24 protein-coding genes are annotated in these 22859 nt (G+C 70.9%); 12 read left to right on the top strand and 12 right to left on the bottom strand.

All coding sequences use genetic code 11. The features are described 5' to 3' along the window. Window positions 1–5: 5 nt before the first annotated feature. Window positions 6–431 (bottom strand): DUF6299 family protein, encoded by a 426-nt coding sequence (locus J7E94_RS34535; protein WP_251056696.1) that lies wholly within the window; start codon window positions 429–431, stop codon window positions 6–8. Between the two features lie 187 nt (window positions 432–618). Between J7E94_RS34535 and J7E94_RS14830 the strand changes: the two genes are divergently transcribed. Together J7E94_RS14830 and J7E94_RS14825 are read left to right on the top strand one after the other, a co-directional pair. Further along, window positions 619–1221, top strand: a complete 603-nt coding sequence (locus J7E94_RS14830; RefSeq protein ID WP_215015718.1) for a DUF4352 domain-containing protein — start codon at window positions 619–621, stop codon at window positions 1219–1221. Between the two features lie 57 nt (window positions 1222–1278). Continuing rightward, on the top strand, window positions 1279–1773 hold the full coding sequence (locus J7E94_RS14825) for a DUF5949 family protein (RefSeq protein ID WP_215015717.1): 495 nt from the start codon (window positions 1279–1281) through the stop codon (window positions 1771–1773). 120 nt (window positions 1774–1893) lie between these two features. Here the strand turns inward: J7E94_RS14825 and J7E94_RS14820 are convergent, their stop codons facing one another. Together J7E94_RS14820 and J7E94_RS14815 are read right to left on the bottom strand one after the other, a co-directional pair. After that, entirely contained in the window at window positions 1894–3153 is a 1260-nt protein-coding gene (locus J7E94_RS14820; protein WP_215015716.1) for a cytochrome P450, read from the bottom strand. Window positions 3154–3266: 113 nt separating this feature from the next. Next, window positions 3267–4481 carry a low temperature requirement protein A gene (locus tag J7E94_RS14815; protein WP_215015715.1) on the bottom strand — a complete coding sequence of 405 codons (1215 nt, stop codon included), beginning with the start codon at window positions 4479–4481 and terminating at the stop codon, window positions 3267–3269. A 269-nt stretch (window positions 4482–4750) separates the two neighbouring features. On the opposite strand from J7E94_RS14815, the gene J7E94_RS14810 reads away from it, so the two are divergent. The 9 genes from J7E94_RS14810 to J7E94_RS14770 all read left to right on the top strand — a co-directional run bounded on the left by J7E94_RS14810 (window position 4751) and on the right by J7E94_RS14770 (window position 12545). Beyond that, on the top strand, window positions 4751–5347 hold the full coding sequence (locus J7E94_RS14810; RefSeq protein ID WP_251056680.1) for an MFS transporter: 597 nt from the start codon (window positions 4751–4753) through the stop codon (window positions 5345–5347). Window positions 5348–5386: 39 nt separating this feature from the next. After that, a complete protein-coding gene (locus tag J7E94_RS14805; protein WP_308345059.1) occupies window positions 5387–5701 on the top strand; it encodes a hypothetical protein in 315 nt (104 codons plus the stop codon). Window positions 5702–5906: 205 nt separating this feature from the next. Further along, entirely contained in the window at window positions 5907–6923 is a 1017-nt protein-coding gene (locus J7E94_RS14800) for an MFS transporter (RefSeq protein ID WP_374224441.1), read from the top strand. Continuing rightward, complete coding sequence (locus J7E94_RS14795; protein ID WP_215015711.1) at window positions 6920–9250, top strand: molybdopterin oxidoreductase family protein; 2331 nt, start codon at window positions 6920–6922, stop codon at window positions 9248–9250. The genes J7E94_RS14800 and J7E94_RS14795 overlap by 4 nt, the downstream gene beginning before the upstream one ends. Before the next feature lie 6 nt (window positions 9251–9256). Then, window positions 9257–9853, top strand: coding sequence for a 4Fe-4S dicluster domain-containing protein (locus tag J7E94_RS14790; RefSeq protein WP_215015704.1), 597 nt, complete (start codon window positions 9257–9259; stop codon window positions 9851–9853). After that, window positions 9853–10500 carry a ubiquinol-cytochrome c reductase iron-sulfur subunit gene (locus J7E94_RS14785; RefSeq protein WP_215015702.1) on the top strand — a complete coding sequence of 216 codons (648 nt, stop codon included), beginning with the start codon at window positions 9853–9855 and terminating at the stop codon, window positions 10498–10500. Before J7E94_RS14790 ends, J7E94_RS14785 begins: the two co-directional genes overlap by 1 nt. Continuing rightward, window positions 10497–10865 (top strand): hypothetical protein, encoded by a 369-nt coding sequence (locus tag J7E94_RS14780; protein ID WP_215015700.1) that lies wholly within the window; start codon window positions 10497–10499, stop codon window positions 10863–10865. The genes J7E94_RS14785 and J7E94_RS14780 overlap by 4 nt, the downstream gene beginning before the upstream one ends. 2 nt (window positions 10866–10867) lie before the next feature. After that, the gene (locus tag J7E94_RS14775) at window positions 10868–12295 is read left to right on the top strand and encodes a NarK family nitrate/nitrite MFS transporter (protein ID WP_285440761.1); all 1428 of its coding nucleotides are present in this window, start codon (window positions 10868–10870) and stop codon (window positions 12293–12295) included. Between the two features lie 37 nt (window positions 12296–12332). Continuing rightward, a complete protein-coding gene (locus tag J7E94_RS14770; RefSeq protein ID WP_215015698.1) occupies window positions 12333–12545 on the top strand; it encodes a hypothetical protein in 213 nt (70 codons plus the stop codon). 40 nt (window positions 12546–12585) lie between these two features. On the opposite strand, the gene mscL is transcribed toward J7E94_RS14770, so the two are convergent. From mscL to J7E94_RS14735, 8 genes are all read right to left on the bottom strand, one after another. Then, window positions 12586–13080, bottom strand: a complete 495-nt coding sequence (gene mscL / locus J7E94_RS14765) for a large conductance mechanosensitive channel protein MscL (RefSeq protein WP_215015696.1) — start codon at window positions 13078–13080, stop codon at window positions 12586–12588. 123 nt (window positions 13081–13203) lie between these two features. Further along, window positions 13204–13746, bottom strand: coding sequence for a hypothetical protein (locus J7E94_RS14760; RefSeq protein ID WP_215015694.1), 543 nt, complete (start codon window positions 13744–13746; stop codon window positions 13204–13206). A 126-nt stretch (window positions 13747–13872) separates the two neighbouring features. Continuing rightward, on the bottom strand, window positions 13873–14091 hold the full coding sequence (locus J7E94_RS35675) for a hypothetical protein (RefSeq protein WP_308345057.1): 219 nt from the start codon (window positions 14089–14091) through the stop codon (window positions 13873–13875). A 42-nt stretch (window positions 14092–14133) separates the two neighbouring features. Next, window positions 14134–14541, bottom strand: coding sequence for a carboxymuconolactone decarboxylase family protein (locus J7E94_RS35670; protein WP_308345056.1), 408 nt, complete (start codon window positions 14539–14541; stop codon window positions 14134–14136). Continuing rightward, window positions 14493–15326: an S-methyl-5'-thioadenosine phosphorylase gene (locus J7E94_RS14750; protein ID WP_215015692.1), complete on the bottom strand. Its 834-nt coding sequence runs from the start codon at window positions 15324–15326 to the stop codon at window positions 14493–14495. Before J7E94_RS14750 ends, J7E94_RS35670 begins: the two co-directional genes overlap by 49 nt. Window positions 15327–15400: 74 nt before the next feature. Then, complete coding sequence (locus J7E94_RS14745) at window positions 15401–15703, bottom strand: FmdB family zinc ribbon protein (RefSeq protein WP_215015690.1); 303 nt, start codon at window positions 15701–15703, stop codon at window positions 15401–15403. A 67-nt stretch (window positions 15704–15770) separates the two neighbouring features. After that, on the bottom strand, window positions 15771–17129 hold the full coding sequence (locus J7E94_RS14740) for an MFS transporter (RefSeq protein ID WP_215015688.1): 1359 nt from the start codon (window positions 17127–17129) through the stop codon (window positions 15771–15773). A 414-nt stretch (window positions 17130–17543) separates the two neighbouring features. Beyond that, on the bottom strand, window positions 17544–19061 hold the full coding sequence (locus J7E94_RS14735) for a potassium/proton antiporter (RefSeq protein WP_215015787.1): 1518 nt from the start codon (window positions 19059–19061) through the stop codon (window positions 17544–17546). A 233-nt stretch (window positions 19062–19294) separates the two neighbouring features. On the opposite strand from J7E94_RS14735, the gene J7E94_RS14730 reads away from it, so the two are divergent. Beyond that, window positions 19295–22135, top strand: a complete 2841-nt coding sequence (locus tag J7E94_RS14730) for a penicillin acylase family protein (protein ID WP_215015686.1) — start codon at window positions 19295–19297, stop codon at window positions 22133–22135. Window positions 22136–22177: 42 nt separating this feature from the next. Here J7E94_RS14730 and J7E94_RS14725 read toward each other — a convergent pair whose 3' ends face one another. Then, a complete protein-coding gene (locus tag J7E94_RS14725) occupies window positions 22178–22795 on the bottom strand; it encodes a 5-formyltetrahydrofolate cyclo-ligase (protein ID WP_215015684.1) in 618 nt (205 codons plus the stop codon). Window positions 22796–22859 lie beyond the last annotated feature (64 nt).

Genomic DNA, 22859 nt, shown 5'->3' with positions numbered 1-22859 from the left:
CGGGCCTACTGGTGGCCGATGACCCGGATCTCCTGCCGGTCCTCCGCGACCGTCTCGATGGAGCGCGGCATCAGGCCCGAGAAGTGGACCTCGTTGAGCTGGGCCTCGGCCAGGGCCGGCCCCGGGTGGATGCCCTGGGTGAGCCGGAGCGAGCCGCTGGCCTGCCACTCGTGCTCCGCGCCGTCGCAGTGCGCCTCGCCGCCGCCCACGCCGAGCCGGGTGCCGTCCTGGACCACGCCCGCCGAGATCTGGAGCCTCGCCCCCATGGGTGACGGGACGGTGCAGTGGTACGTCCCGGAAAGAGTGATCGTGCCGTCCTCGGAAATGTGAGCGTATGGCTGTACGGAAATTCCCTGGTCGAAAGAGGTGGCGGTGGCGGGGGCCGTGAATACCGCCGTTGCGGCCACTGCCGAGAGCGCTGCCAGGGCCATGCGGGTCGCGTGAATACGCATTGTTCCTCCAGGTGGACGAGGGTGGCGGGAAACCGCCGGAACGCATTGTGCTGGCAGTTGGCCGCAACCGGCCGCACACACCCCCTGGGTGCACTCGTGTCGGTGAGTGCAATTGCCCGCTCGGGCGCGTGAGACTGACCGGAATACATCCCCGAAGGGATCCTGAATGCGTCAGTCCGCCGCCCGCCGCCACGCCCCCGTCCTCGCCGCCGCCGTACTCCCCCTGCTCCTGTTCGGCGCCACGGCCTGTCAGAGCGCCCCCGAGGGAGCCGCGCTCGCCCCCGCCGCGGCGCCCGCCGTCCCGGTGGACGACGGGGCGCCGGGCGCCGAGGAGCCCCCCGCCCGGACCGGGGCGAAGGACGCTCGTGTGGGTGATCCCGTACGGGTGCACGGGCAGCAGGCCGGCCACCACCTCCAGGTGGTGCTGAACGCGTACGTGGACCCCGCCGTCAGTATCGAGAAGAACTACGCCCCCGCGGCCGGCAAGCGCTGGGTGGCCGCCTCGATGTCCTTCGTCAACGTGGGCGGGGCCTCGTACGGGGCGCTCGGACGCATGTGGGCGCACGACAGCGCGGGGCAGCGCCATCCGGTGGTGCCGACCGGTGAACTGACGACCGGCAAACCGCTCGTCTTCGATTCCCTCGCGGTCGGTGAGCGGGCCGAAGGATGGGTGGTGTTCGAAGTCCCCGAAAACGCGCGCATTGAACGGCTCCAGTACCAGGACGCGAACATCCAGGCGAATTCCGGAGGGGGATTCTGGGCCGTCTAGCCCGCCCGGGTGAAAGGCCGTGAAAGGGCCGGGGGAGAGGCCACTAGGGTGCGGCGCATGACTTCTACCCAAGCCGAAATCGACCGGTCGCACCTCGGCACCCTTTCGGTCCTCGCCTGGATCGGAGACCCCTCCGAGGCCCACGACATCCCGTACCTCCTCGCCTACACCCTCGGGGACGGCCCGCAGGGCCGGGAGGCCGGCGAGGCGGCGGCCCGCGGGCTGCTGGAGGAGATCGGCCTGCCCATCGGCGACGTGGTCATGGACGGCACCCGCAGCCCGCGCACCTTCGCGGTGCAGATCGTGCTCATGGCGGGCGACCAGGTCACGCTGAGCATGCCCGGGCTGAACGCCACGTGCACGGCCCCCAAGGAGTGGGTCGCCGCCGCCCTTGAGAGCGGACAGGCGTACTTCCTCTTCGCCACGCGCGCCTGGCCGGAGGCGGTTCCGGGCAAGCCGGTGACCGCGGAGGTCCTCCAGGCGTTCGCGGGCGACGAAGAGGTGCTCACCAGCAGCGCCCACTGCGTCCTCGCGGTGCAGGCCCTGCAGTAGCCGCAGTAGCCGCAGTAGCAGTAGCCGCCGCCGCAGCCGCCGCAGTGCCGCCGCAGTGGCGTGGCGACGCACTGCTCCGGCCGCCGGGCTCCCAGCCTGCCCGGTGGCCGGGTCCGTTCCTCAGGGCCGTTCGAACGCGAACTTCAGCGAGCGGACCCGGTTGTCGAAGTTCGACCCCGCCAGATCGGGCAGGCCCACCGCGCGCAGTCCGACCGGGCGGGTCAGCAGCTCCCGGAACAGGGCCTTCATCTCCACCCGGGCCAGGTGCGCGCCCAGGCAGAAGTGCGGGCCGCCGCCGCCGAACCCCAGGTGCGGATTGGGCGAGCGGGTGATGTCGAAGGCGTCGGGGTCCGGGAAGACCGCCTCGTCGCGGTTGGCGGAGGCGTAGTACAGGACCACCTTGTCGCCCGGGTGGAACAGGTGCCCGTCCAGGGTGTGTTCGGCGGCCACCGTCCGGCGGAACTGGATGATCGGCGTCGAGTGGCGGATCATCTCGTCCACCGCGCCGTCCGCGTACTTCTCGAAGTCCGAGAGCAGCAGGTCGCGCTGGTCGGGGTTGTCGGTGAGCAGGGTCAACCCGTGCGTGATCGCGTTGCGGGTGGTTTCCACCCCGGCGACCATCAGGAGCGAGAAGAACGCGCCGAGTTGGCGGGCCCCGAGGGCCTGGCCGTCCACGTTCGCGCAGACCAGCGCCGAGATCAGGTCGTCGGTGGGGTTCTTGCGCCGCTCCCGCCCGATGCCGGCCACCATCCGCTGCATACGGGCGAGGGCCCGCAGGCCGCGTCCGGGCATCCGCAGCCGGGCGGCCAGGCCGCGCTCCACGCCGATGTTCTCGGAGGCGTGGTTGACGCGGTCGGCGATCTCGGCGCGGTAGTGCACCGGGATGCCCATCATGTTGCAGATGACCTCCAGGGGCAGCCGGGAGGCCACCGCCGACACGAACTCGTCTGGGTGTTCGGCCAGTACGTCGTCGACGATGCGGGCGGCGACGGTGTGGATGTCCTCCTCGGCGGCTGCCAGCAGGCGGGGCGTGAAGGCCCGCTGCACGATCTTGCGGAGTTGGGCGTGGTCGGGGCCGTCCAGGTTGACCATCGAGTCCCCGAACAGCGCGCGGACCCAGCGGGGCGGCTCGGGGGTGGTCACGCCGGGGGCGCTCGCGAAGACCTTGGGGAGGCGGCTCGCCTCCTGGACCTGGGCGTGGCGTACGAGGGCCCAGTGGCCGGTGCCGGTGCCTTCGGGGACGAACACGGGGGATTCGAGGGCCCGGAGGCGGGCGAACGCCTCCAGGCGGTGGGCGGGGGGCGCCTGCCAGAAGCCCGGCTCGGCCAGTACCCCTCCGGGGGCGGGTCCGCTGCCGTGGCGGGGTGCGGGGAGTGTCATGGCCGTGCCTTTCCTTCGCTGGGGGAGTTCTGCGCTGGAGAACGGGGGCGGGGGGCCGGGGGTGACGGTTCGGCGCGGCGCCGTTGCCGGAGCTCCGCCCCGGGCCCCGCGCCTCAAACGCCGGCGGGGCTGGATGGGCTGCCGGCGGGGCTGGGATGGGTGCTGGAGCGGGTGGTCAGGGTCAGGCCGATGGCTACCGTGGCCGCCGTGACGAGGCCTGCGTACAGGACGGCGTACGTGCCCGTCCAGGTGCAGGCCAGGAGGGCGAGGGCGCAGAGCGGGAGGGTCAGCTGCTGCGCCAGGCCGCGCTTGAAGTGGCGGGAGTGCAGGAACCATACCGTCATGAGGAAGACCGCGGACGGGACGGTCACGGCGGCGTTGGCGGCGAGCTGGGAGATGTTCCCCGGGACTCCGTCCGGGGGGACCCCCAGGCCGACCGCGTGCTCGACTGCGACCTCGATGCCCGCTCCGATCGCCGCGCCCGAAGCGAAGATCACCAGGTGGCCGTAACCCCAGGGGATGGCCTCCCGGTTGGTGTTCAGCCGTTCGTGCATCGGCACCGCGAAGTAGATCCACCAGGCCGAGAAGACGATCAGCAGCCCGCCGCCGGCGATGGGCAGCAGCTCGCCCAGCGCCTCGTGCTCGTCGACCGCCGACTTGACCGCCACCGTGGCCGCCGCGATCGTCTCGCCCAGCACGATGATGGTGAACAGCCCGTACCGCTCCACGATGTGGTGGGCGTGCCAGGGCGTCTGGTGGTGCCGCTCGGCGACCACCGGGACCATCAGCTCGGCCGCGACCATCACCAGGAACAGCCAGCGCCTGGAGTCCTCCGGGGCGAACAGCAGCGCCACCCACCCGGCCTGGCAGATCACGAGCCCGGCCGCGTACTTCAGCGCCGCCGCGCGGGCCGGCCCGCTCTCCCCGGCGGCGGCCCGCAGCCACTGTGCCGTCTGGGCGACGCGCATGATGACGTAGCCGATGACGGCGACCGTCCAGTCGTTCTCGTCGAAGGCCCGGCCCACCCCGGCCGCGTAGACGAGCACACCGGCGATCTCGACGAGGGTCGCGATCCGGTACGGCACGTCGTCGACGTCGTAGGCGGAGGCGAACCACGTGAAGTTCATCCACGCCCACCACACGCCGAAGAAGACGAGGAAGTAGCCGATCACCCCCGTGCCGGGATGGCCCTCCGCCAGCGCGTGCACCAGCCGGGCGCCGGCCTGCGCGATCGCGACGACGAAGCAGAGGTCGAAGAACAGCTCCAGCGGGGTGGCCGCCCGGTGGTGCTCTTCGCGGCTGCGGGCGGTCATGGGGGAGTAGGCCATACCGGAAAGCAGACCAGAGGATGCCCGCTCCAGCGGGCCGGACGCGCTGCCCGCGGTGTCCGGCTGTCCCGCGCGGAGGCCTCGTAGCGCTCCGGCACCAGCCGGGCCCCGTGCGATTTGGTCGGCCGGCGGCTCCGGATCCCGCCGAACGTCGCGTGGGCGACAGGACCTTGTCCTGTCGCCCACGCGACGTTCGCCCCTGCCGCCGGGTGGTCCCGGAGACGGAGTCCGGGTAGATCAGGACCCTTCTCAACGTTCAGGACCACGCCATGAGTTCCGCCAAGCAGCAAGCGTCACCAGGGGTGGGGGTGCTCGCCGATCCGGCGCAGTACCGCCCGGGCCGTACCATCACGGACTGGACGCCGGAGGACCCGTCCTCCTGGCGGTCCACCGGGAAGCGGGTCGCGACCCGGAACCTGTGGATCGCGGTGCCGGCCCTGCTGGTGGCCTTCGTGGTCTGGCAGGTGTGGAGCATCACCGCGACCAGCCTGAAGGACGTCGGCTTCGGCTTCAGCCAGTCCCAGCTCTTCTGGCTGACGGCGGTCCCCGGCATCGCCGGCGGCACGGCCCGGATCTTCTACACCTTCCTCGGCCCGATGATCGGCCAGCGCCGCTTCACGGCGATCTCCACCGTCGTGCTGATCGTGCCGCTGCTGTGGCTCGGCTTCGCGGTGCAGAACCCGGACACCCCGTACGGCACGATGATCGCGATCGCCGCGCTGTGCGGCATCGGCGGCGCGAACTTCTCCTCCTCGCTGGCCAACATCGGCTTCTTCTACCCGAAGCGGGAGAGAACGCGACCGGCATCAACGGCGGCCTGGGCAACCTGGGCGTCTCGGTGGTCCAGCTCCTCACGCCCATTCTGATCACGTCCTCGGTCCTGGGACCGGGAGACGTACCGGAAGGTGACGGGCCGCCCGCTGGAACCGACGCTGGAGTTCGCCCGGCGCCTCGCCGGCCTCGGCAAGGCGGTGCACCTGCGCTTCGTGCTGGTGCCGGGGCTGACCGACGCCCGGGAGAACGTCGAGGGTGTGGCCGCGTTCGCGGGGGCCCTCGGCAACGTCTCGCGCGTCGACGTCCTGCCCTTCCACACGCTGGGGGAGGGCAAGTGGGACGCCCTGGGCATGCCGTTCACCCTGCACGACACTCCGTCCCCCACCGTGGAACAGGTGGCCGAGGCCAGGGCGGTCTTCGCGGCGCAGGGCCTGACGGCGGTGTGAACCCGTTCGGCCGAATCATAGTTCCTCTATAACGGGCTGAATCGGTACAGACCGCCTACGTGGTTCTGTGCCCGAGCCCTCAGAAGCCCTCACCTCGTCGCCCTCGACCCCTGGCGCGCCGGGGGCTCCCGCCGACGCCGCCGAAGCCGCCGCCACCGGGAGCCCACCGGCACCGACGCCGCCCGCGCCGGAGCACCGTCGGTCCGTGACCGCACGGGCGACCCTGGCCGGCACCCTCGTATCACTGCTGCTCATCGCCGCGATCGTGCTGGGCAGCCGGCTGCTGCGCGACTTCGACTCGGCGCTCCTGCCGTACGCCGTCGCCACCGTCTTCCTGGCCTTCGGGGTGGCTTACCGGTACACGGTCTGGGTTTCCGCGCCCGGCGCCCGCCGCCTCTTCAAGAAGGGCTTCGGCAGCTTCTTCTCGGCCGACAACTTCAAGAAAGCGCCCACCGCCCTGCCGAAGATGATCGCCACCTACCTCGGCTTCCAGAAGTTCCTCGGCGCCCGCTCGCGCTCCCGCTGGGCCGCCCACCAGCTGATCTTCTGGGGCTGTCTGCTGGCCGCCGCGATCACCTTCCCGCTCACCTGGGGCTGGTTCACCTTCACCGCGGACAGCGGCTCCGGCCCCGGCTACGAGATGCGGCTCTGGGGCTTCAAGATCCTCGGCTTCGACTCGCTGAACCTCGTGGGCTGGCTGATGTTCCACGGCCTGGACATCGCCGCCGTCCTCGTCATCCCCGGCGCCTCGTACTTCCTGTGGCGCCGGATGAAGGACCGCGGCGCCATCACCGGCCAGCGCTTCGCCTACGACCTGCTGCCGCTGATCTGCCTGATCGTGATCTCCGTGACCGGGCTGCTGCTCACCTTCTCGTCGATCTTCCTGCACGGCGGCGGCTACGAGTTCCTCGCGATCCTGCACATGGTGTCGGTGGTGTTCACCCTCATCTACATCCCGTTCGGCAAGTTCTTCCACATCGTGCAGCGCCCGGCCGCCGTCGGCATGCAGCTGTTCAAGTACACGGCCCGCCAGGACGAGCAGGTCTTCGCCTGCAAGCGCTGCGGGGAGCCCATCGACACCACCCCGTACGTCGAGAACCTGCGCGGCACCATGCAGGACCTCAAGCTCGACTTCAACGCCTTCGTCGAATACTGCCCGCGCTGCAAGCGGGTGCTGCGCGGCAACGCCTACCTCTCGCAGGTGAAGAAAGGCTTCAAGTGACCGCGACCGACCCCGCCAAGGCCGCGTCCCGGCCCGTGCCCCTCTCCATCGACCCCTCCATCGCCCCGCCCGGCGCCCGCAACTTCCGCGACGCGGGCGGCATCCCCGCCGACCAGTGGCACGCCGACCAGAACGGCGAGACCCTCGTCCCCACCCACTGCTGCTTCTGCGGCGTGCAGTGCGGGATGTACCTGCGCGTGGACCGGGGCGGCAAGGTCTTCGGCGTCGAGCCCCGCAACCACGACATCAACCGGATGCGGCTGTGCCCCAAGGGCATCAACGCATACCAGCAGGTCAACCACCCCGACCGGCTGACCGCCCCGCTGATGCGCCGCTCGCGGGACGAAGAGTTCAAGGAGGCCTCCTGGGAGGAGGCCCTCGACTTCACCGTCTCCGAGATCAAGCGCATCCAGGCCGCCTACGGGAACGACGCCTTCGGGCTGCTCGGCGGCGCCAGCCTGTTCTCCGAGAAGACCTACCTGGTCGGCAAGTTCGGCCGCGTCGCGCTGAAGACCAAGCACGTCGACTACAACGGCCGCCTGTGCATGGTCAGCGCCGCGGGCGCCAACAAGCTCGCCTTCGGCATCGACCGGGCCGGCAACCCCTTCTCCGACATCCTCCTCACCGACTGCCTGCTCATCGCCGGGTCGAACGTGGGGGAGTGCTTCCCCGTCATGACCCAGTACCTGTGGGGCGCCCGGGACCGGGGCGCCACGCTGATCGTCGTCGACCCGCGCGAGACGGCCGTCGCGCGCACCGCCGACATCCACGTCGCCCTCAAGCCCGGCACCGACGCCGCCTTCTTCAACGCGGTCCTGCACGTGGTCGTCGCCGAAGGCCTCACCGACGAGGCCTACCTCGCCGCCCACGCCACCGGCTGGGAGGAGGTCAAGCAGACCGTCGCCGCCTACCCGCCCGCCCGCGCCGCCGAGATCTGCGGGATCCCGGCCGAGCAGATCGTCCAGGTCGCCCGGGTCTTCGCCGCGGCCGACAAGGCCATGGCCTGGCACGCCCGCGGCATCGAGCACCACTCCCAGGGCGTCGAGAACTGCCTCACCGTCATCAACCTGTGCGCGGCCACCGGCAACATCGGCAAGCCCGGCGCCGGCTACGGCACCCTCACCGGCCAGGGCAACGGCCAGGGCGGCCGCGAACACGGCCAGAAGTCCGACCTCCTCCCCGGCGGCCGCTCCATCACCAACCCGGAGCACCGGGCCCAGATCTGCCGGATCTGGGGCATCGAGGAGTCCGAACTCCCCGGCGCCGGCACCTCCATGATGGAGATGGTCTGGCAGATGCAGCGCGGGGAGATCCGCGGCCTCATCGGCATCTGCAACAACCCCTTCGTCTCCCTGCCCAACTACGCGGTGGTCAAGGACGGCTACGACACCGCCGAGTTCCACGCCCAGTTCGACTTCTTCCTCTCCGAGACCGCGGCCAACGCCCACGTCGTCTTCCCCGTCACGACCTGGGCCGAGGACGAGGGCGTGATGGCCAACGCCGAGGCCCGCGTCGTCAAGCACAACAAGGCCCAGGAGCCCCCCGCGGGCGTGCGCACCGACACCTGGGTCCTCTGCGAGCTGGCCAAGCGACTCGGCGCCGGGCACCACTTCGACTTCCCCGGCTCCCGCGAGGTGTTCGAGGAGCTGCGCGTCGCCTCCGCCGGCACCGTCAACGACTACTACGGCATCACCTACGACCGGCTGGAGGAGACCGGCGGGATCGCCTGGCCCTGCCCCTCCACCGAGCACCCGGGCACCCCCCGGCTGTTCGAGGACGGCCGGACCTACCACCCCGACGGAAAGATCCACATGCAGGTCGTGGAATGGCATCCGCCCATGGACCCCTACACCGAGGAATACCCCCTCTCCCTCACCACCGGACGCACCGTCGCGCACTTCCTCTCCGGCAACCAGACCCGCCGCCTGGGCGCCCTCGTCGAACAGACCCCGCGTCCCTGGGTGGAGGTCCACCCCTCGCACGGCTTCCGCAACGGAGACCCGGTCCGGGTCGTCACCCGCCGCGGCAGCGAGGTCTTCCCGGCCCTGGTCACCGAGGCGATCCGCCCCGACACCGTCTTCATCCCGTACCACTGGCCCGTACCGACGGCCGCGAACGCCCTGACCATCGACGCCCTCGACCCCCGCTCGAAGATCCCCGAGTACAAGGTCTGCGCCGCCCGGATCGAGGCCGCCGAACGGATCGACGAGGTCCCCGCGCCGCCCACCGCCCCGGGCCGCGAGGCCTACCCGGAGACCCAGGTCTCCCGCACCGACCCCCTGCCCCCCACGTCCCCGCAGGGCCGTGGCACGGCGGAGAGGAGCTGACCCGCCATGATGGGCCGCACCATCTTCATCGACCCGGGTCGCTGCATCGGCTGCCAGGCCTGTGTCTCCGCCTGCCGCGAATGCGACTCCCACCGCGGCAAGTCGATGATCCACCTGGACTACACCGACCCCGGCATGTCCGTCGCCTCCCTTCCGACCGTCTGCATGCACTGTGAGGACCCGGTCGCGCCGTGCGCCGAGGTCTGTCCCGCCGACGCGATCCTGGTGACCGCCGACGGCGTCGTCCAACAGGCCGACACCACCCGCTGCATCGGCTGCGCCAACTGCGTCAACGCCTGTCCCTTCGGCGTCCCGAAGATCGACCTCCAGGCGAAACTGCAGATGAAGTGCAACCTCTGCTACGACCGCACCGCCTACGGCCTGGCCCCCATGTGCGCCACCGTCTGCCCCACCGGCGCCCTCTTCTACGGAACCCTCGAAGAGCTCCAGGCCGAGCGCCCCGGCGTCCAGGTCGCCGACTCCTTCGTCTTCGGCGACGTCGTCGTCTCCACCGGCGTGGCGATGGTCGTCCCCGCCGACAAGGTCCAGTGGCCCGTCCCGGGCGGTCTTCCCATCGTCGAGGTGAACGGAGTCGACGTCTGATGAGCGTGACCGAACAGCCCGCTCCCGCACCGGGCGAGGGCGAGGCCGCCGACCGGCTGCGCGACCGGATCAGCGCCGACTCCCTCACCACCCGCCGCGACTACCTGCGGATCGTCGCCACCGTCTCCGGCGGCCTGGCCATCGGCGGGGTCGGCGTCGCCGCCGGCATCCTGCACCGGCACGGCGACAGCGAAACCCTGCCCCAGCCCAAGAAGGTCGCCGACCAGCTGGCGCCGGGCCAGTCCGTGGCCTTCGGCTTCCCCGGCGACGAGGACCGGGCCCTGGCCGTACGGCTGGCCGACGGGACCCTCGTCGGCTACTCCGCCGTCTGCACCCACCTGGCCTGCGGCGTGCTCTGGCGCGAGGACCGTGGCCTCGACGGGGAGCTGTACTGCCCCTGCCACGAGGGCGTCTTCGACGTCCGCACCGGCGAGGTGAGCGCGGGCCCGCCACCCCGCCCACTCCCCATGGTCTTCCTGACCGAGCAGGCCGACGGCAGTGTCTGGGCCATCGCCACCGCCCGGTCGGGAGAGCCGGCCAAGGACGCCCTGTGCCGGCAGTTCGGCGATTCCCGCCCCGAGACGACCCGCCAACTGGGCTGCCCCGGAGCGAATCGTGCCCTCGCGAACGAAAGCGGGCGGACGTGAGCGACGCACAGCTGCCTCCGCGCCCCGACTACCACCCGGGGAGTGCCGAGCCCCGGCTGAACCGGCCGGTGCGCGAGCGGTATCCGCAGATCCGCTCCACCAGCGGCTACGGAGACCCGCGGATCCGGCACACGGGCCCCGGGCCGGGCGCCGGCACCGAACAGGAGCCGGAGCGGTCCTCGAAGCTCAACGCCCGTCTGGCCCTGGCCCTCACCGTGGTCATCGGACAGCTCTGGGCGCTGACCGTGACCGTCAACGAGTGGATGAAGGGCAACACCGGCACGGCCTGGTGGGGTGCGGGATTCCTGATCCTGTCCTTCCTCGTCGTGATCGTGCTGTGGCTCCTCGACCCGAAGGACCGATGACCATGTCCCTCCGCACGAACAGCGAATCCCCGGTGCGCTCGCACCGGGCGGAGACCTACAAGCCCGGCGCCACCATCGGCGACTGGCGGCCCGAGGACGACGGCTTCTGGCAGTCCACCGGCCGCAAGGTCGCCCAGCGCAACCTCTGGATCTCGATCCCCGCGCTGATGCTCGGCTTCGTGGTCTGGCAGGTGTGGTCGGTCACCGTGGTCAAGCTGAACGACGTCGGATTCGGCTTCTCCAAGTCGCAGCTGTTCTGGCTGACCGCCGTCCCCGGCATCACCGGCGGCACCTTCCGGATCCTGTACACCTTCATCGGACCGAACTTCGGCGAGCGCAAGTTCACCGCCTTCAGCACGGTCATCCTGGTCGTCCCCATGCTCTGGCTGGGCTTCGCGCTCCAGGACACCGGCACCCCGTACTGGGAGCTGGCGCTGATCGCGGCCGTCTGCGGGATCGGCGGCGCGAACTTCGCCTCCTCGATGGCCAACATCGGCTTCTTCTTCCCCAAGCGGGAGAAGGGCAGCGCCAACGGCCTCAACGGCGGGCTCGGCAACCTCGGCGTGAGCGTGGTCCAGCTGGTCGCCCCGCTGGTGGTCACCGCGGCCGTCCTGGGCGCCCCGGCGGGCGGTCCCCAGCACGACGCGAAGAAGAACACCGACATCTGGCTCCAGAACGGCGCATTCCTCTGGGTGCCGCTGCTGGTGATCATGTCGTTGCTCGCCTGGTTCCTGATGAACGACCTCAAGGTGGCCGCGGCCCCCTTCAGCCAGCAGAAGATCATCTTCAAGCGCAAGCACAACTGGCTGATGACCTGGCTCTACGTCGGCACCTTCGGGTCCTTCATCGGGTTCGCCGCGGGCCTGCCCCTGCTGATCAAGAACAACTTCGAGGTGCAGGGCTACCAGGCCACCACCTATGCCTTCATCGGCCCCTTCATCGGCGCGATCATGCGCTGGGGCGGCGGCTGGCTCTCCGACAGGATCGGCGGCGCGAGGGTCACCCTGCTGTCGTTCGTCGGGATGGCCGCGGCCCTGGTCGTGGTGATCTTCGCGCTGCCGCACAAGGGCGACCAGGGCAGCTTCTGGACCTTCTTCACCGGCTTCCTGGTGGCCTTCGCCTTCTCCGGCCTCGGCAACGGCTCGACCTTCCGGCAGATCCCGGTGATCTTCCGGAACCAGCACATGCGGGAGGCCCAGGGCCTGGGCCCCGAGGCGCAGGCCGCCGCGATGAAGCAGTCGGAGATGGAGGCGGGCGCCGTCACCGGCTTCTCCTCCGCCATCGCCGCCTACGGCTTCTTCTTCATCCCCGCGATGTTCGCGGCCATGGCCGTCACCCACGCGCTGTGGATGTTCATCGGCTTCTATGCCACCTGCCTGGCGGTGTGCTGGTGGTTCTACGCCCGCAAGGGCGCCGAGGCCCCCAGCTGAGCGGGGTCCGGGCCGGCTGCGGCCGTACCCTGGAGGCATGAGCACCGCCCCCGCCTCCGACCCGCAGCCCGAGCCTGCCGCGAAGCCCCAGCCCCAGCCGAAGCCCAAGCCCAGGCTGGTCTTCGACGACCCGCTGGACCGGCAGTCCTCGGACGACACCGACCGCGGCTGGGGCGAGCGGCCGCCCGCCGGCGGAAGCGCGGCCGACCTGGCCCGCTTCCTCGACGAGAAGCCCCCGCACCACATCTGAGCGGCAGGCGCCGCCGGCCCTGCCGCGGCGCCGAGGCCCTCTAGAAAGCGTCGCGCGGAGCGGGCCCCCCGACGGTGCCGCCCGCGGTCCGCTGCGCGACCAGGTGGTCGCGGATCTCCTTGAGCACCTCGAGCTCGGTGATCTCCATGGTCTCCTGGACACCCTCCCTGGCCTTGCGGCGGTCCTCCATCCTGGCGAGGTACTTCGCCATCGGCAGCACCATCAGGAAGTACACGACCGCCGCGGTGATCAGGAAGGTCAGCGCGGCGTTGAGGACCGAACCCCAGAGGATCTCCACGCCCGTCGGCTGACCGTCCGGGCCGAGGCCGCAGGGGTCCTTGATGCAGGACTTGTAGACATCCAGGTTCTTCGTGCCGATGGCGCCGATCACCGGGCTGATGATGCCCTTGACGATCGAGTTCACAATGTTCGTGAACGCGGCGCCGATGACGACGGCGACCGCGAGGTCGACCACATTGCCGCGCATCAGGAAGGCCTTGAAGCCCGCCAGGACGCTGTCCTTCTTCTCGCTCACCACTGAGCCCTTCTTCGCATGTGCAGAACACGGAGCCAACGGTTCCGAAAGCTACGGCAGTCCGGGCCCGGCGTGTCCAATCGGCCCCCACCGTGAGGCGATTTGACTGCTCGCGTGTGCGAATCAACACAGCGTCACCGCCAGTCGGGCCGTCGTACCGGTTCCCACCAGCGCCCGCGCGGTCTCCCGGGGCACGGACAGCACCACCAGCGCCCCGCCGTCCCCCACATCCTGCTCGGCGGCGGGCACTTGGGCGACCCGGGCCCCCGCGGCCACCACCCGGGGCTCCCCGGCCCGCTCCGCCGCGACCACATCGACCCGGTCCCCGGGCCGCAGCAGCCGCACCGTCGCCGCGTCCGCGATGCGCACCGGCGCCGACACCATCCGCACCGCCGCGGGCGGCGCCGCGCCGCGGACCGCCCCCGCCTCCGGCGGCGCGGCGCCCCGGGAGGCCTGCGCCTGCGTCCCGCTCACGGCCAGCGCTGCCGCCACGACGGCGAGCCCGGCCGAGGCGGCCCGCCGCCTGCGCCGCAGCGCCCTGCGCAGCCGACCCCCGCCCCGCCCGACGCGCAGCGGGGGAAAGGAGGGGACGTGGCGCGCGGGGGGACACGGAGAGGAGAGCGCCGAAGGGGACGCGGACGGACGGGACGCGGACGTACGGGACATGAGGTCCACCACCAAACCGGGTGAGTCGCGATGCCCGGACCCTGCGCCCGGACACCTCTCACGATCCGGCCTGCCGCGGAATCCCGCTCCGCCCTGTGGACGACCGCAGGCTTGTGGACAATCCCGTCACCCACAGGTGTCAGCGAGCCGGGATCTCGCGCCGGTCTCCGCGAAGCCCTGGCTGGTCAGGCCGAAGGCGCTGTTGACGCGCGAGCGCCGGTTCTCCAGGGAGACCATCGCGGTGAGTTCGACGAACGCCGCCTCGCCGAGCCGCGCGATCAGATGCGCGGCGAGCTCGTCCGTGACCGCCGGCTCGGTCTCGGTCATCGCCTCGGCGTACTCCATGACCAGCAGCTCCAGCTCGGTGAACGCCTCGCGTGCGGCCCGTCACTGCGGCACCTGCTCGATCTTCTCGGCGGCCAGCCCCAGTTCCCGGCCCTCCCAGTAGCCGAAGTCCATGCACCACGAGCAGTTGATCCGGGCCGCCGCGGCCATCACGGCGAGGTGCTTGAGCCCGGCGTCGAGCGCGTTCCACTTCGCCGCCCGCTGTTCCAGGCGGACGTACGAGAACAGCACGCGCGCGTGGTGCCCGTAAGCCTGCCGGGGGTCCAGCACCTCGCCGTAGGTGCGGCGCGAGTACCAGACGCCGATGGGGTTGAGGAGAGTTCCGTAGTCCTCGCCCGAGGCCCGGTTCAGCAGGGCATTACGGCATCCCCCGGCCGGGGTGACGGCCTCGCCGACAAGGGCTAAGGCAGCTCGATGCCCAGGTCCCAGCCGTCGTGCGCGTGCGTGCACAGGCAGGCGCGGGACTCCGTCGCCGGCAGGGCGGCCACCGCGTCGAAGAGCACCTCGCGCAGCCGGCCGACGTTCTCGCCGAACACCTTCAGGACCTCCGTGTGGGACACGCCCTCGCCGGTCTCGGCGCCCGCGTCCAGGTCCGTGACCAGCGCCATCGACGTGTAGCAGAGCCCCAGCTCACGCGCGAGGACGGCCTCCGGGTGCCCCGTCATGCCGACGACCGACCAGCCCGCCGCCGCATGCCACCGCGATTCGGCGCGCGTCGAGAACCGCGGCCCCTCTATGACGACCATGGTGCCGCCGTCCACCGGCTCCCAGTCCCGCCCCCGCGCCGCCGCCAGCGCCACGGACCGCCCCACCGGGCAGTACGGGTCGGCGAAGGTGGTGTGCACGACGTTCGGCACGCTGCCGTCCGGCAGCGGCTCCCCGTCGAAGAAGGTCTGGGCCCGGGACTTCGTACGGTCGACCAGCTGGTCGGGGACGAGCAGCGTGCCCGGTCCGTACTCCGCCCGCAGGCCGCCGACCGCGCACGGGCCCAGCACCTGGCGGACGCCGACCGAGCGCAGCGCCCACAGGTTGGCCCGGTAGTTGATCTTGTGGGGCGGGACGGTGTGGCTGCGCCCGTGCCGCGGCAGGAAGGCCACCTGGCGGCCGGCCAGCTCACCCACGTACAGCGAGTCGCTCGGGGGCCCGTAGGGGGTCTCCATCTGGATCTCGGAGACGTCCTCCAGGAAGGAGTAGAAGCCCGAGCCGCCGATGACACCGATCTCTGCGTTCACCATGCCGCCACCCTAACCGGGCATGCCAAAGGCCCCGCTGCCCGGTCTGGGGGCGGGCGGGGCCTCGGGGGAAGCGGTCAGGCGGCCGACGTGGAGCTGCTGCCCGTGCTCGATGACGTCGAGGAGGACGAAGCGGCGGTCGACGTCGTGGACGACGACGAGCTCGAAGCCGGCTTCGAGGCAGGGGTGCTGCTCGACGAAGCGCCACGGCTGTCGTTCCGGTAGAAACCGGAGCCCTTGAAGACGATGCCGACCGCGGAGAACACCTTCTTCAGGCGTCCGTCGCAGCTCGGGCACACGGTCAGCGCGTCATCGGTGAACTTCTGCACGGCCTCAAGGCCCTCACCGCACTCGGTGCACTGGTACTGGTAGGTCGGCACGAATTTCCTCCTGGCACTCTCACTCAATGAGTGCTAACGACGCTCCATGGTGACCTATTCCGGCCGATCAGTCCACCGTCACCGGCACTCGGTGACCCATTCCACGCTCGTTCACCCGGGTACGGGAGATGGACGGGGCCGCCGGAGCGGCGACCGGCGCGGAGGCCGGGGCCGGGGCCGGGGCGGAGGAGTTCACGATCCGGCTCGGGGCCTTCGGCGCCAGCTTCGCCCGCAGGGCCACCAGGGTGACCAGCGCGAGCGCGGTGGCCGCCATGGGCACCAGGAAGCCGTACGAGGACCCGTGCGCGTCCGTCAGACGGCCGGCCAGGGTCACGGCGCCGGCCTGCCCGAAGGCGACCGCTCCGGTGAGCCAGGTGAAGGCCTCGGTCCGGGAGGCGGCGGGGATCAGCTGCTCGATCATCGTGTAGCCGGTGATCAGCGCCGGGGCGATGCACAGGCCGACGACCAGGCCGAGCGCGCCCAGCAGGACGGCCGAGTGCACGGCCCACAGGACAGAGGCGGCGGCGGTGAGGCCGACGTAGCCGAGCATCAGGCGGCGGCGCGGGCCGATCTTCCAGGCGATGGCGCCCATGGCGATGCCGGCGATCATGTTGCCGGCCGCGAAGACGCCGTAGAGCAGGCCGTTGGCGCCCGGGTTGCCGATCTCCTCGGAGAAGGCGGCGAGCGAGACCTGCATGCCGCCGAAGACGGCGCCGATGCCGATGAAGGCGACGATCAGGACGCGCAGGCCCGGGAAGGACAGGGCGGAGGGGTGCTTCTCGCCGTTCGCCGCGCGGGCGACCGGCTTCGGCTGGGTGCCGCGCTGGGCGGCGAAGAGCAGACCGCCCACGATCGTCAGCGTCGCCTCGGTGATGAGGCCGGCCGACGGGTGGATCGCGGTGCAGAGGAAGGTCGCCAGCACCGGGCCCACCACGAAGGTGAACTCGTCGGTGACGGACTCGAACGCGGCCGCGGTCGGCAGCAGCGGGGAGCCCTCCAGCTTGGCGGCCCAGCGGGACCGGACCATGGGTCCGACCTGCGGGACGGAGGCGCCGGCGGGGATCGCGGCGAGCGCGAGCGCCCACAGCGGTGCGCCGAGCAGGGCGAGCGCGGTCAGGGCGCTCACGGCGGCGGCGTGCGCGAGGACGACCGGCACCAGGACGCGGCTCTGGCCGATCCGGTCGGCGAGCTTGCCCATCTGCGGGGCGAAGAGCGCCATGGCGACGCCGGTGGCGGCGGCGATGATGCCGGCGCTGCCGAAGGATCCGGTGGTGTGCTGGACGAGCAGGACGATGCTGATCGTCAGCATCGCGAAGGGCTGCCGGGCGGCGAAGCCGGGGAGCAGGAAGCTGAGGGCGTCGGGCGTACGCAGGAGCTGCCCGTAGCCGGGGCGGGCGGACGTGTCGGTCGTGACCGCGGATGTCACGGCCTGGCCTTTCCGCTGCCTGGTAGAGCGTCCCCGTCTGCGGACGGTGCTTCGCCTTGTGAGCGACCGCACCCGTACATGTGGGAGCCCCGAGAGCTGTCCTCTTGCGCAGAACCGAGTGATACCTGGGCGCCCACTGCGGGTGGTGCCACGGCCGCTTTGCGGTCGCGCCAGCTCTGCGTCAGGCAGAGTTGGTTCGATCTGGTGTGCCTTCATCGTACAGGCAGATGTGCTAGCACGTCCTGTGATTACGACGACAAGCCGTGACTTCACCTGCGATTAACGGGAGCTTCGCATTCGAGACCCCCGTAAAGGGGGGCGAATCAGGGCACACGCCACCGAAAATGCCGAATTAGAGCGCCGCTCTAATGCAGCCCGGCCATTTCGTGTCCGGTTTTCCCCTGCCCGAATGCGTCACCTGTGGAGCCGCGTGGACCCGTTCCCGCCGGTCCCCAGCCACCCCGCCAGCTTGCCGCCCCGGGCCACCGCCCGCAGCCGCGCCTCGGCCGCGTCCCGTACCTGGTCCGTGGCCACCACCAGCAGGTCGTCTCCGTGCCGCAGCACGGTCGACGGCGCCGGTACGAAGCTCTTCGCATCCCGGACCACCAGCGTCACCGAGGCCCCCGGCGGCAGCCGCAGCTCGCTCACCTCGACGCCGTGCATGCGCGAGGCCGACGGAATGGAGAAGGAGAGCAGGTGCCCGCGCAGCTTCTCCAGCGGCGCCGACTCGATGCCGAGGTCCGAGGCGGCCTCGGACGAGGCCCCGAGCTTCAGCTTGCGCGCCAGCCAGGGCAGGGTCGGCCCCTGCACCAGGGTGTAGACGACGACCAGCACGAAGACGATGTTGAAGACGCGGTCGCTGCCCTCGATCCCGGACACCATCGGGATGGTCGCCAGGATGATGGGCACGGCTCCGCGCAGGCCGGCCCACGACATCAGGACCTGCTCCTGCCACGGGATCCGGAAGGGCAGCAGGCTGACGAAGACCTCCAGCGGCCGCGCCACCATCGTGAGCACCAGCCCGATGACCACGGCGGGCCAGAAGTCCTGGGCCAGCTCGTGCGGGGTGACCAGCAGGCCCAGCAGCACGAACATGCCGATCTGGGCGATCCAGCCGAGCCCGTCGGCGAAGCCCCGGGTGGCCGGCCAGTGCGGGAGCTTCGCGTTCCCGAGCAGCAACGCCGCCAGGTACACGGCGAGGAAGCCGGAGCCGTGCGCGAGTGCGCCGGCCGCGTACGCCACGACGGCGATGGCCATCACGGCGATCGGGTAGAGGCCCGAGGCGGGCAGTGCCACGTGCCGCAGGCCGTACCCCCCCAGGAAGCCCACCGTCAGGCCGATCGCGGCACCGATGGCCAGCTCCAGGGCGATCTTGCCGAGCAGCACGTACCAGTCGTCCACCGGGCCGACGGTCGCGAAGGCGACGACGAGGATGACGACGGGTGCGTCGTTGAAGCCGGACTCCGCCTCCAGCACGCCCGTGATCCGGGCGGGGAGCGGGACCTTGCGCAGGACGGAGAAGACGGCCGCCGCGTCGGTCGAGGAGACGACCGCGCCGATCAGCAGGGCCTGACGCCATTCCAGTCCGACCAGATAGTACGCCCCCGCCGCCGTCACCCCCACGCTGACGGCGACGCCCACCAGCGACAGCACGATCGCCGCCGGCAGGGCGGGCTTGATCTCTTTCCACTTGGTGCCCAGACCGCCCTCGGCGAGGATGACGACGAGTGCGGCATAACCGATGACCTGCGTCAGCTCGGCGTTGTCGAATACGACGTTGCCGATGCCGTCCTGGCCTATCGCGATGCCTATGCCGAGGTAGATGAGCAGGCTGGGGAGGCCGCTGCGTGAAGAGATGCGTACCGCCGCGACGGCGACGAGCAGCACGAGCGAGCAGACCAGCAGAAGCTCATTGAGCGTGTGGACGGTCAGCGGGCGGCCCTCCTCAACGCGCCTGGCGGATCGTTCCTCCCGGCGACAAGTTCGTCAAGTACTTCGTTACCTTACCTAATATTTGACGCTCCCTTTACGTGATAACCACATTGTGAAACGGCTGTTCGCCCCTGTCCTTCGGACCTCGACCCCTGGCGGATCAACGAAGGCAGTCCTGCGCCTATGGTTGCTCCCAGCACTCCCAGGACCACCCTGCCCCTCTAAGGACAGCGATGCCCGCCAACGAAACCGCTCCTCCCGTCAAGAAGAAGGGACGACGCGCCCGTCTGATCGTGCTCGTGCTGGTCCTGGCGCTCTTCGCGGGCCTCGGCTACGGGGCGTACTGGGGCGTGGACAGCGTGCGCGCCTCCTTCCCCCAGACGACCGGCTCCCTCCAGGTGCCGGGCCTGACCGGGACCGTCGACGTCAAGCGCGATGCCCACGGGATCCCCCAGCTCTATGCCGACAGCGACGAGGACCTCTTCCGCGCCCAGGGCTTCGTCCACGCGCAGGACCGGTTCTGGGAGATGGACGTACGCCGCCACATGACCTCCGGGCGGCTCTCGGAGATGTTCGGCTCCGGCCAGGTCGAGACCGACGCGTTCCTGCGCACGCTGGGCTGGCGCCAGGTCGCGCAGGAGGAGTACGACAAGAAGCTCTCGCCCGAGACGAAGAAGTACCTCCAGGCCTACGCCGACGGGGTCAACGCCTACTTGAAGGGGAAGTCCGGCAAGGACCTCTCCGTCGAGCACGCCGCCCTGAAGCTCAGCGGCGACTACCAGCCCGAGCAGTGGTCGCCGGTGGACTCGGTGGCCTGGCTCAAGGCGATGGCCTGGGACCTGCGCGGCAACATGCAGGACGAGATCGACCGCGCGCTGATGTCGGGCAAGCTCTCGCCGTCGCAGATCGACGAGCTCTTCCCGCCGTACCCCTTCGACCGGAACAAGCCGGTCGTCGAGGGCGGCAAGACCGACGGCGGCAAGTACACGCCGCAGGGCGGCACCGGCTCGGGCTCCACCGGGGGCGGCACCGGCAGCGGCAGCGCCGTCGGATCCCAGGCGTCGGCGAACACCGGCCCCGGCACCCCCACCGTCACCGGCCTCGCCGACAACGCGAGCGCCCAGGGCGCGACCGTGGGCCTGCGCACCCAGCTGACCTCCCTCGCCAAGACCCTGGACGAGATCCCCGCGATCCTCGGGCCCAACGGCAGCGGCATCGGCTCGAACTCCTGGGTCGTCTCCGGCAAGTACACGACCACGGGCAAGCCGCTCCTCGCGAACGACCCGCACCTCTCCCCGCAGCTGCCCTCGGTCTGGTACCAGATGGGCCTGCACTGCCGCGCCGCCTCGGACCGCTGCCAGTACGGCGTGGCCGGCTACACCTTCTCCGGCATGCCCGGCGTGGTCGTCGGCCACAACGCCGACATCGCCTGGGGCATGACCAACCTCGGCGCCGACGTCACCGACCTCTACCTGGAGCAGGTCAAGCCCGAGGGCTACGTCTACGACAACAGGGTGCTCCCCTTCGCCATCCGTGAAGAGGAGATCAAGATCGCGGGCAGCAAGAGCAAGAAGATCACCGTCCGCACCACCAACAACGGCCCGCTGATCTCCGACCGCAGCGACGAGCTCGCCGCCGTCGGCGACCGCGCCCCCGTCGCCAGCTCGGCCCCGGACCGCGGCGACGGCTACGCCGTCGCCCTGCGCTGGACCGCCCTGGATCCGGGCAAGTCCATGGACGCGGTCTTCAAGCTCGACAAGGCCAAGACCTTCGACGAGTTCCGCAAGGCGGCCGCCGACTTCGAGGTCCCCTCGCAGAACCTGATCTACGCAGACAACAAGGGCAACATCGGCTACCAGGCCCCCGGCCGCATCCCGGTCCGCGGCCAAGGCGACGGCCGCATGCCCGCGCCCGGCTGGGACTCCAAGTACGCCTGGAAGGGCGGCAGGGACGGCAACGGCGGCTATGTCCCGCAGAACGAGCTGCCCTGGGACTACAACCCCTCCCGCGGCTACATCGTCACCGCCAACCAGGCCGTCGCGGAGCCCGGGACCGGCGCGGGCAAGTACCCCCACCTGCTGACCACCGACTGGGGCTACGGTGCCCGCAGCCAGCGGATCAACGACCTCATCGAGGCGAAGACCAAGGACAGCGGCAAGATCTCGACCGACGACATGCGCACCATGCAGATGGACAACAGCAGCGAGATCGCCGCGCTGCTGACCCCGATGCTGGCCAAGATCGAGGTCTCGGACCCGGACGTGCGCTCCGCGCAGAAGCTCCTCGACGGCTGGAACTACACCCAGGAGCCCGACTCCGCGGCCGCCGCCTACTTCAACGCGGTCTGGCGCAACATCCTCAAGCTGTCCTTCGGCGACAAGATGCCGAAGGAGCTGCGGATCGAGGGCAGCTGCATGAACGTGCGCGGCACCGGCAACGGCCCGACCGACGACCTGGCCGAGTTGGTCCGCGAGTGCGGCAGCCGCGGCTCGGACTCGGCGCAGCCCGACGGCGGCGACCGGTGGTTCGAGGTGGTCCGCCGCCTGGTCAAGGACGAGAAGTCGGGCTGGTGGAAGTCGCCCGCAGCCCGCAACCAGCCGGAGACCACCACCCGCGACGAGCTCTTCGCCCGGGCCATGAAGGACGCCCGCTGGGAGCTGACCGCCAAGCTCGGCAAGGACCAGTCCACCTGGAGCTGGGGCCGGCTGCACCAGCTGACGCTGAAGAACCAGACGATCGGCACCGAGGGCCCGGGCTTCATGCAGTGGCTCCTCAACCGCGGCCCGTGGAACCTGGGCGGCGGGGAGGCCACCGTCAACGCGACCGGCTGGAACGCCTCCAGCGGCTACGGGGTCACCTGGGTGCCGTCGATGCGGATGGTCGTCAACCTCAACGAACTCGACAAGTCCCGCTGGATCAACCTGACCGGCGCCTCGGGGCACGCGTACAGCTCCCACTACACGGACCAGACGACGATGTGGGCCAAGGGCGAGCTGCTGGACTGGCCCTTCGGCAAGGAAGCCGTCGACAAGGCCACGGTCGACACCCTGACCCTCAAGCCGGCCGGTTCGTGACGGCCGCTCCCGGAGCCGGTCCGAGCCGCTCCGGGAGCCGGCTCAAGAAGTGAAGCGCACCACCCCGGACGGGGTGGCCACCGCCTGAACGGGGTGGTCGTGCGGCTCCTCCGGGACCCGCGCGACCACCTCGTCGTCGTAGAGGAGCACGACCAGCGCGGGATGCGCCCCGGCGCGCTCCAGCCGCTGCAGGACCCGGTCGTAGGAGCCCCCGCCGCGGCCGAGCCGCATTCCGCGCGCGTCCACCGCCAGTCCCGGCAGCAGAACGGCGTCCGCCTCCGTCACCGCGTCCGGGCCGAGGGCCGGGCCGGTCGGCTCCAGCAGCCGCATCCTCCCCGGGTGCGCGGCCTCGGCGAGGCCCGCCGGGCCTTCGTACGCGGCCCAGTCGAGGTCGTTGTCGGGCAGCAGCAGGGGCAGCAGCACCCGCTTGCCGGCCGCGCGCAGGGCGTCGAGCAGGGCGCGGGTGCCGGGTTCGGTGCCGACGGAGACGTACGCCGCCACCGTCCGCGCGCCGGCCAGCTCGGGCAGTTCACAAGCCCTGGCGGCGAGAGCGGTGGCCGCCGTACGGCACGTGTCGGGGGACAAGGCGCGGCGGGCGGCGAGCAGTTCCCGGCGCAGTCGGGCCTTGGCGGAGGGGACGGCGTGCTGGTTCTCGGACACGGTGGGTTTCAATATCCTCGGGCATTAGGTACATAACGGGAGCTATCAACCGCGATCTGGCCTG

This window comes from Streptomyces sp. ISL-94, from assembly GCF_018614075.1.
Taxonomy (GTDB): domain Bacteria; phylum Actinomycetota; class Actinomycetes; order Streptomycetales; family Streptomycetaceae; genus Streptomyces.
Note: the sequence above shows the minus strand (reverse complement) of the source record. Positions and strands in the feature narration are given on the sequence as shown.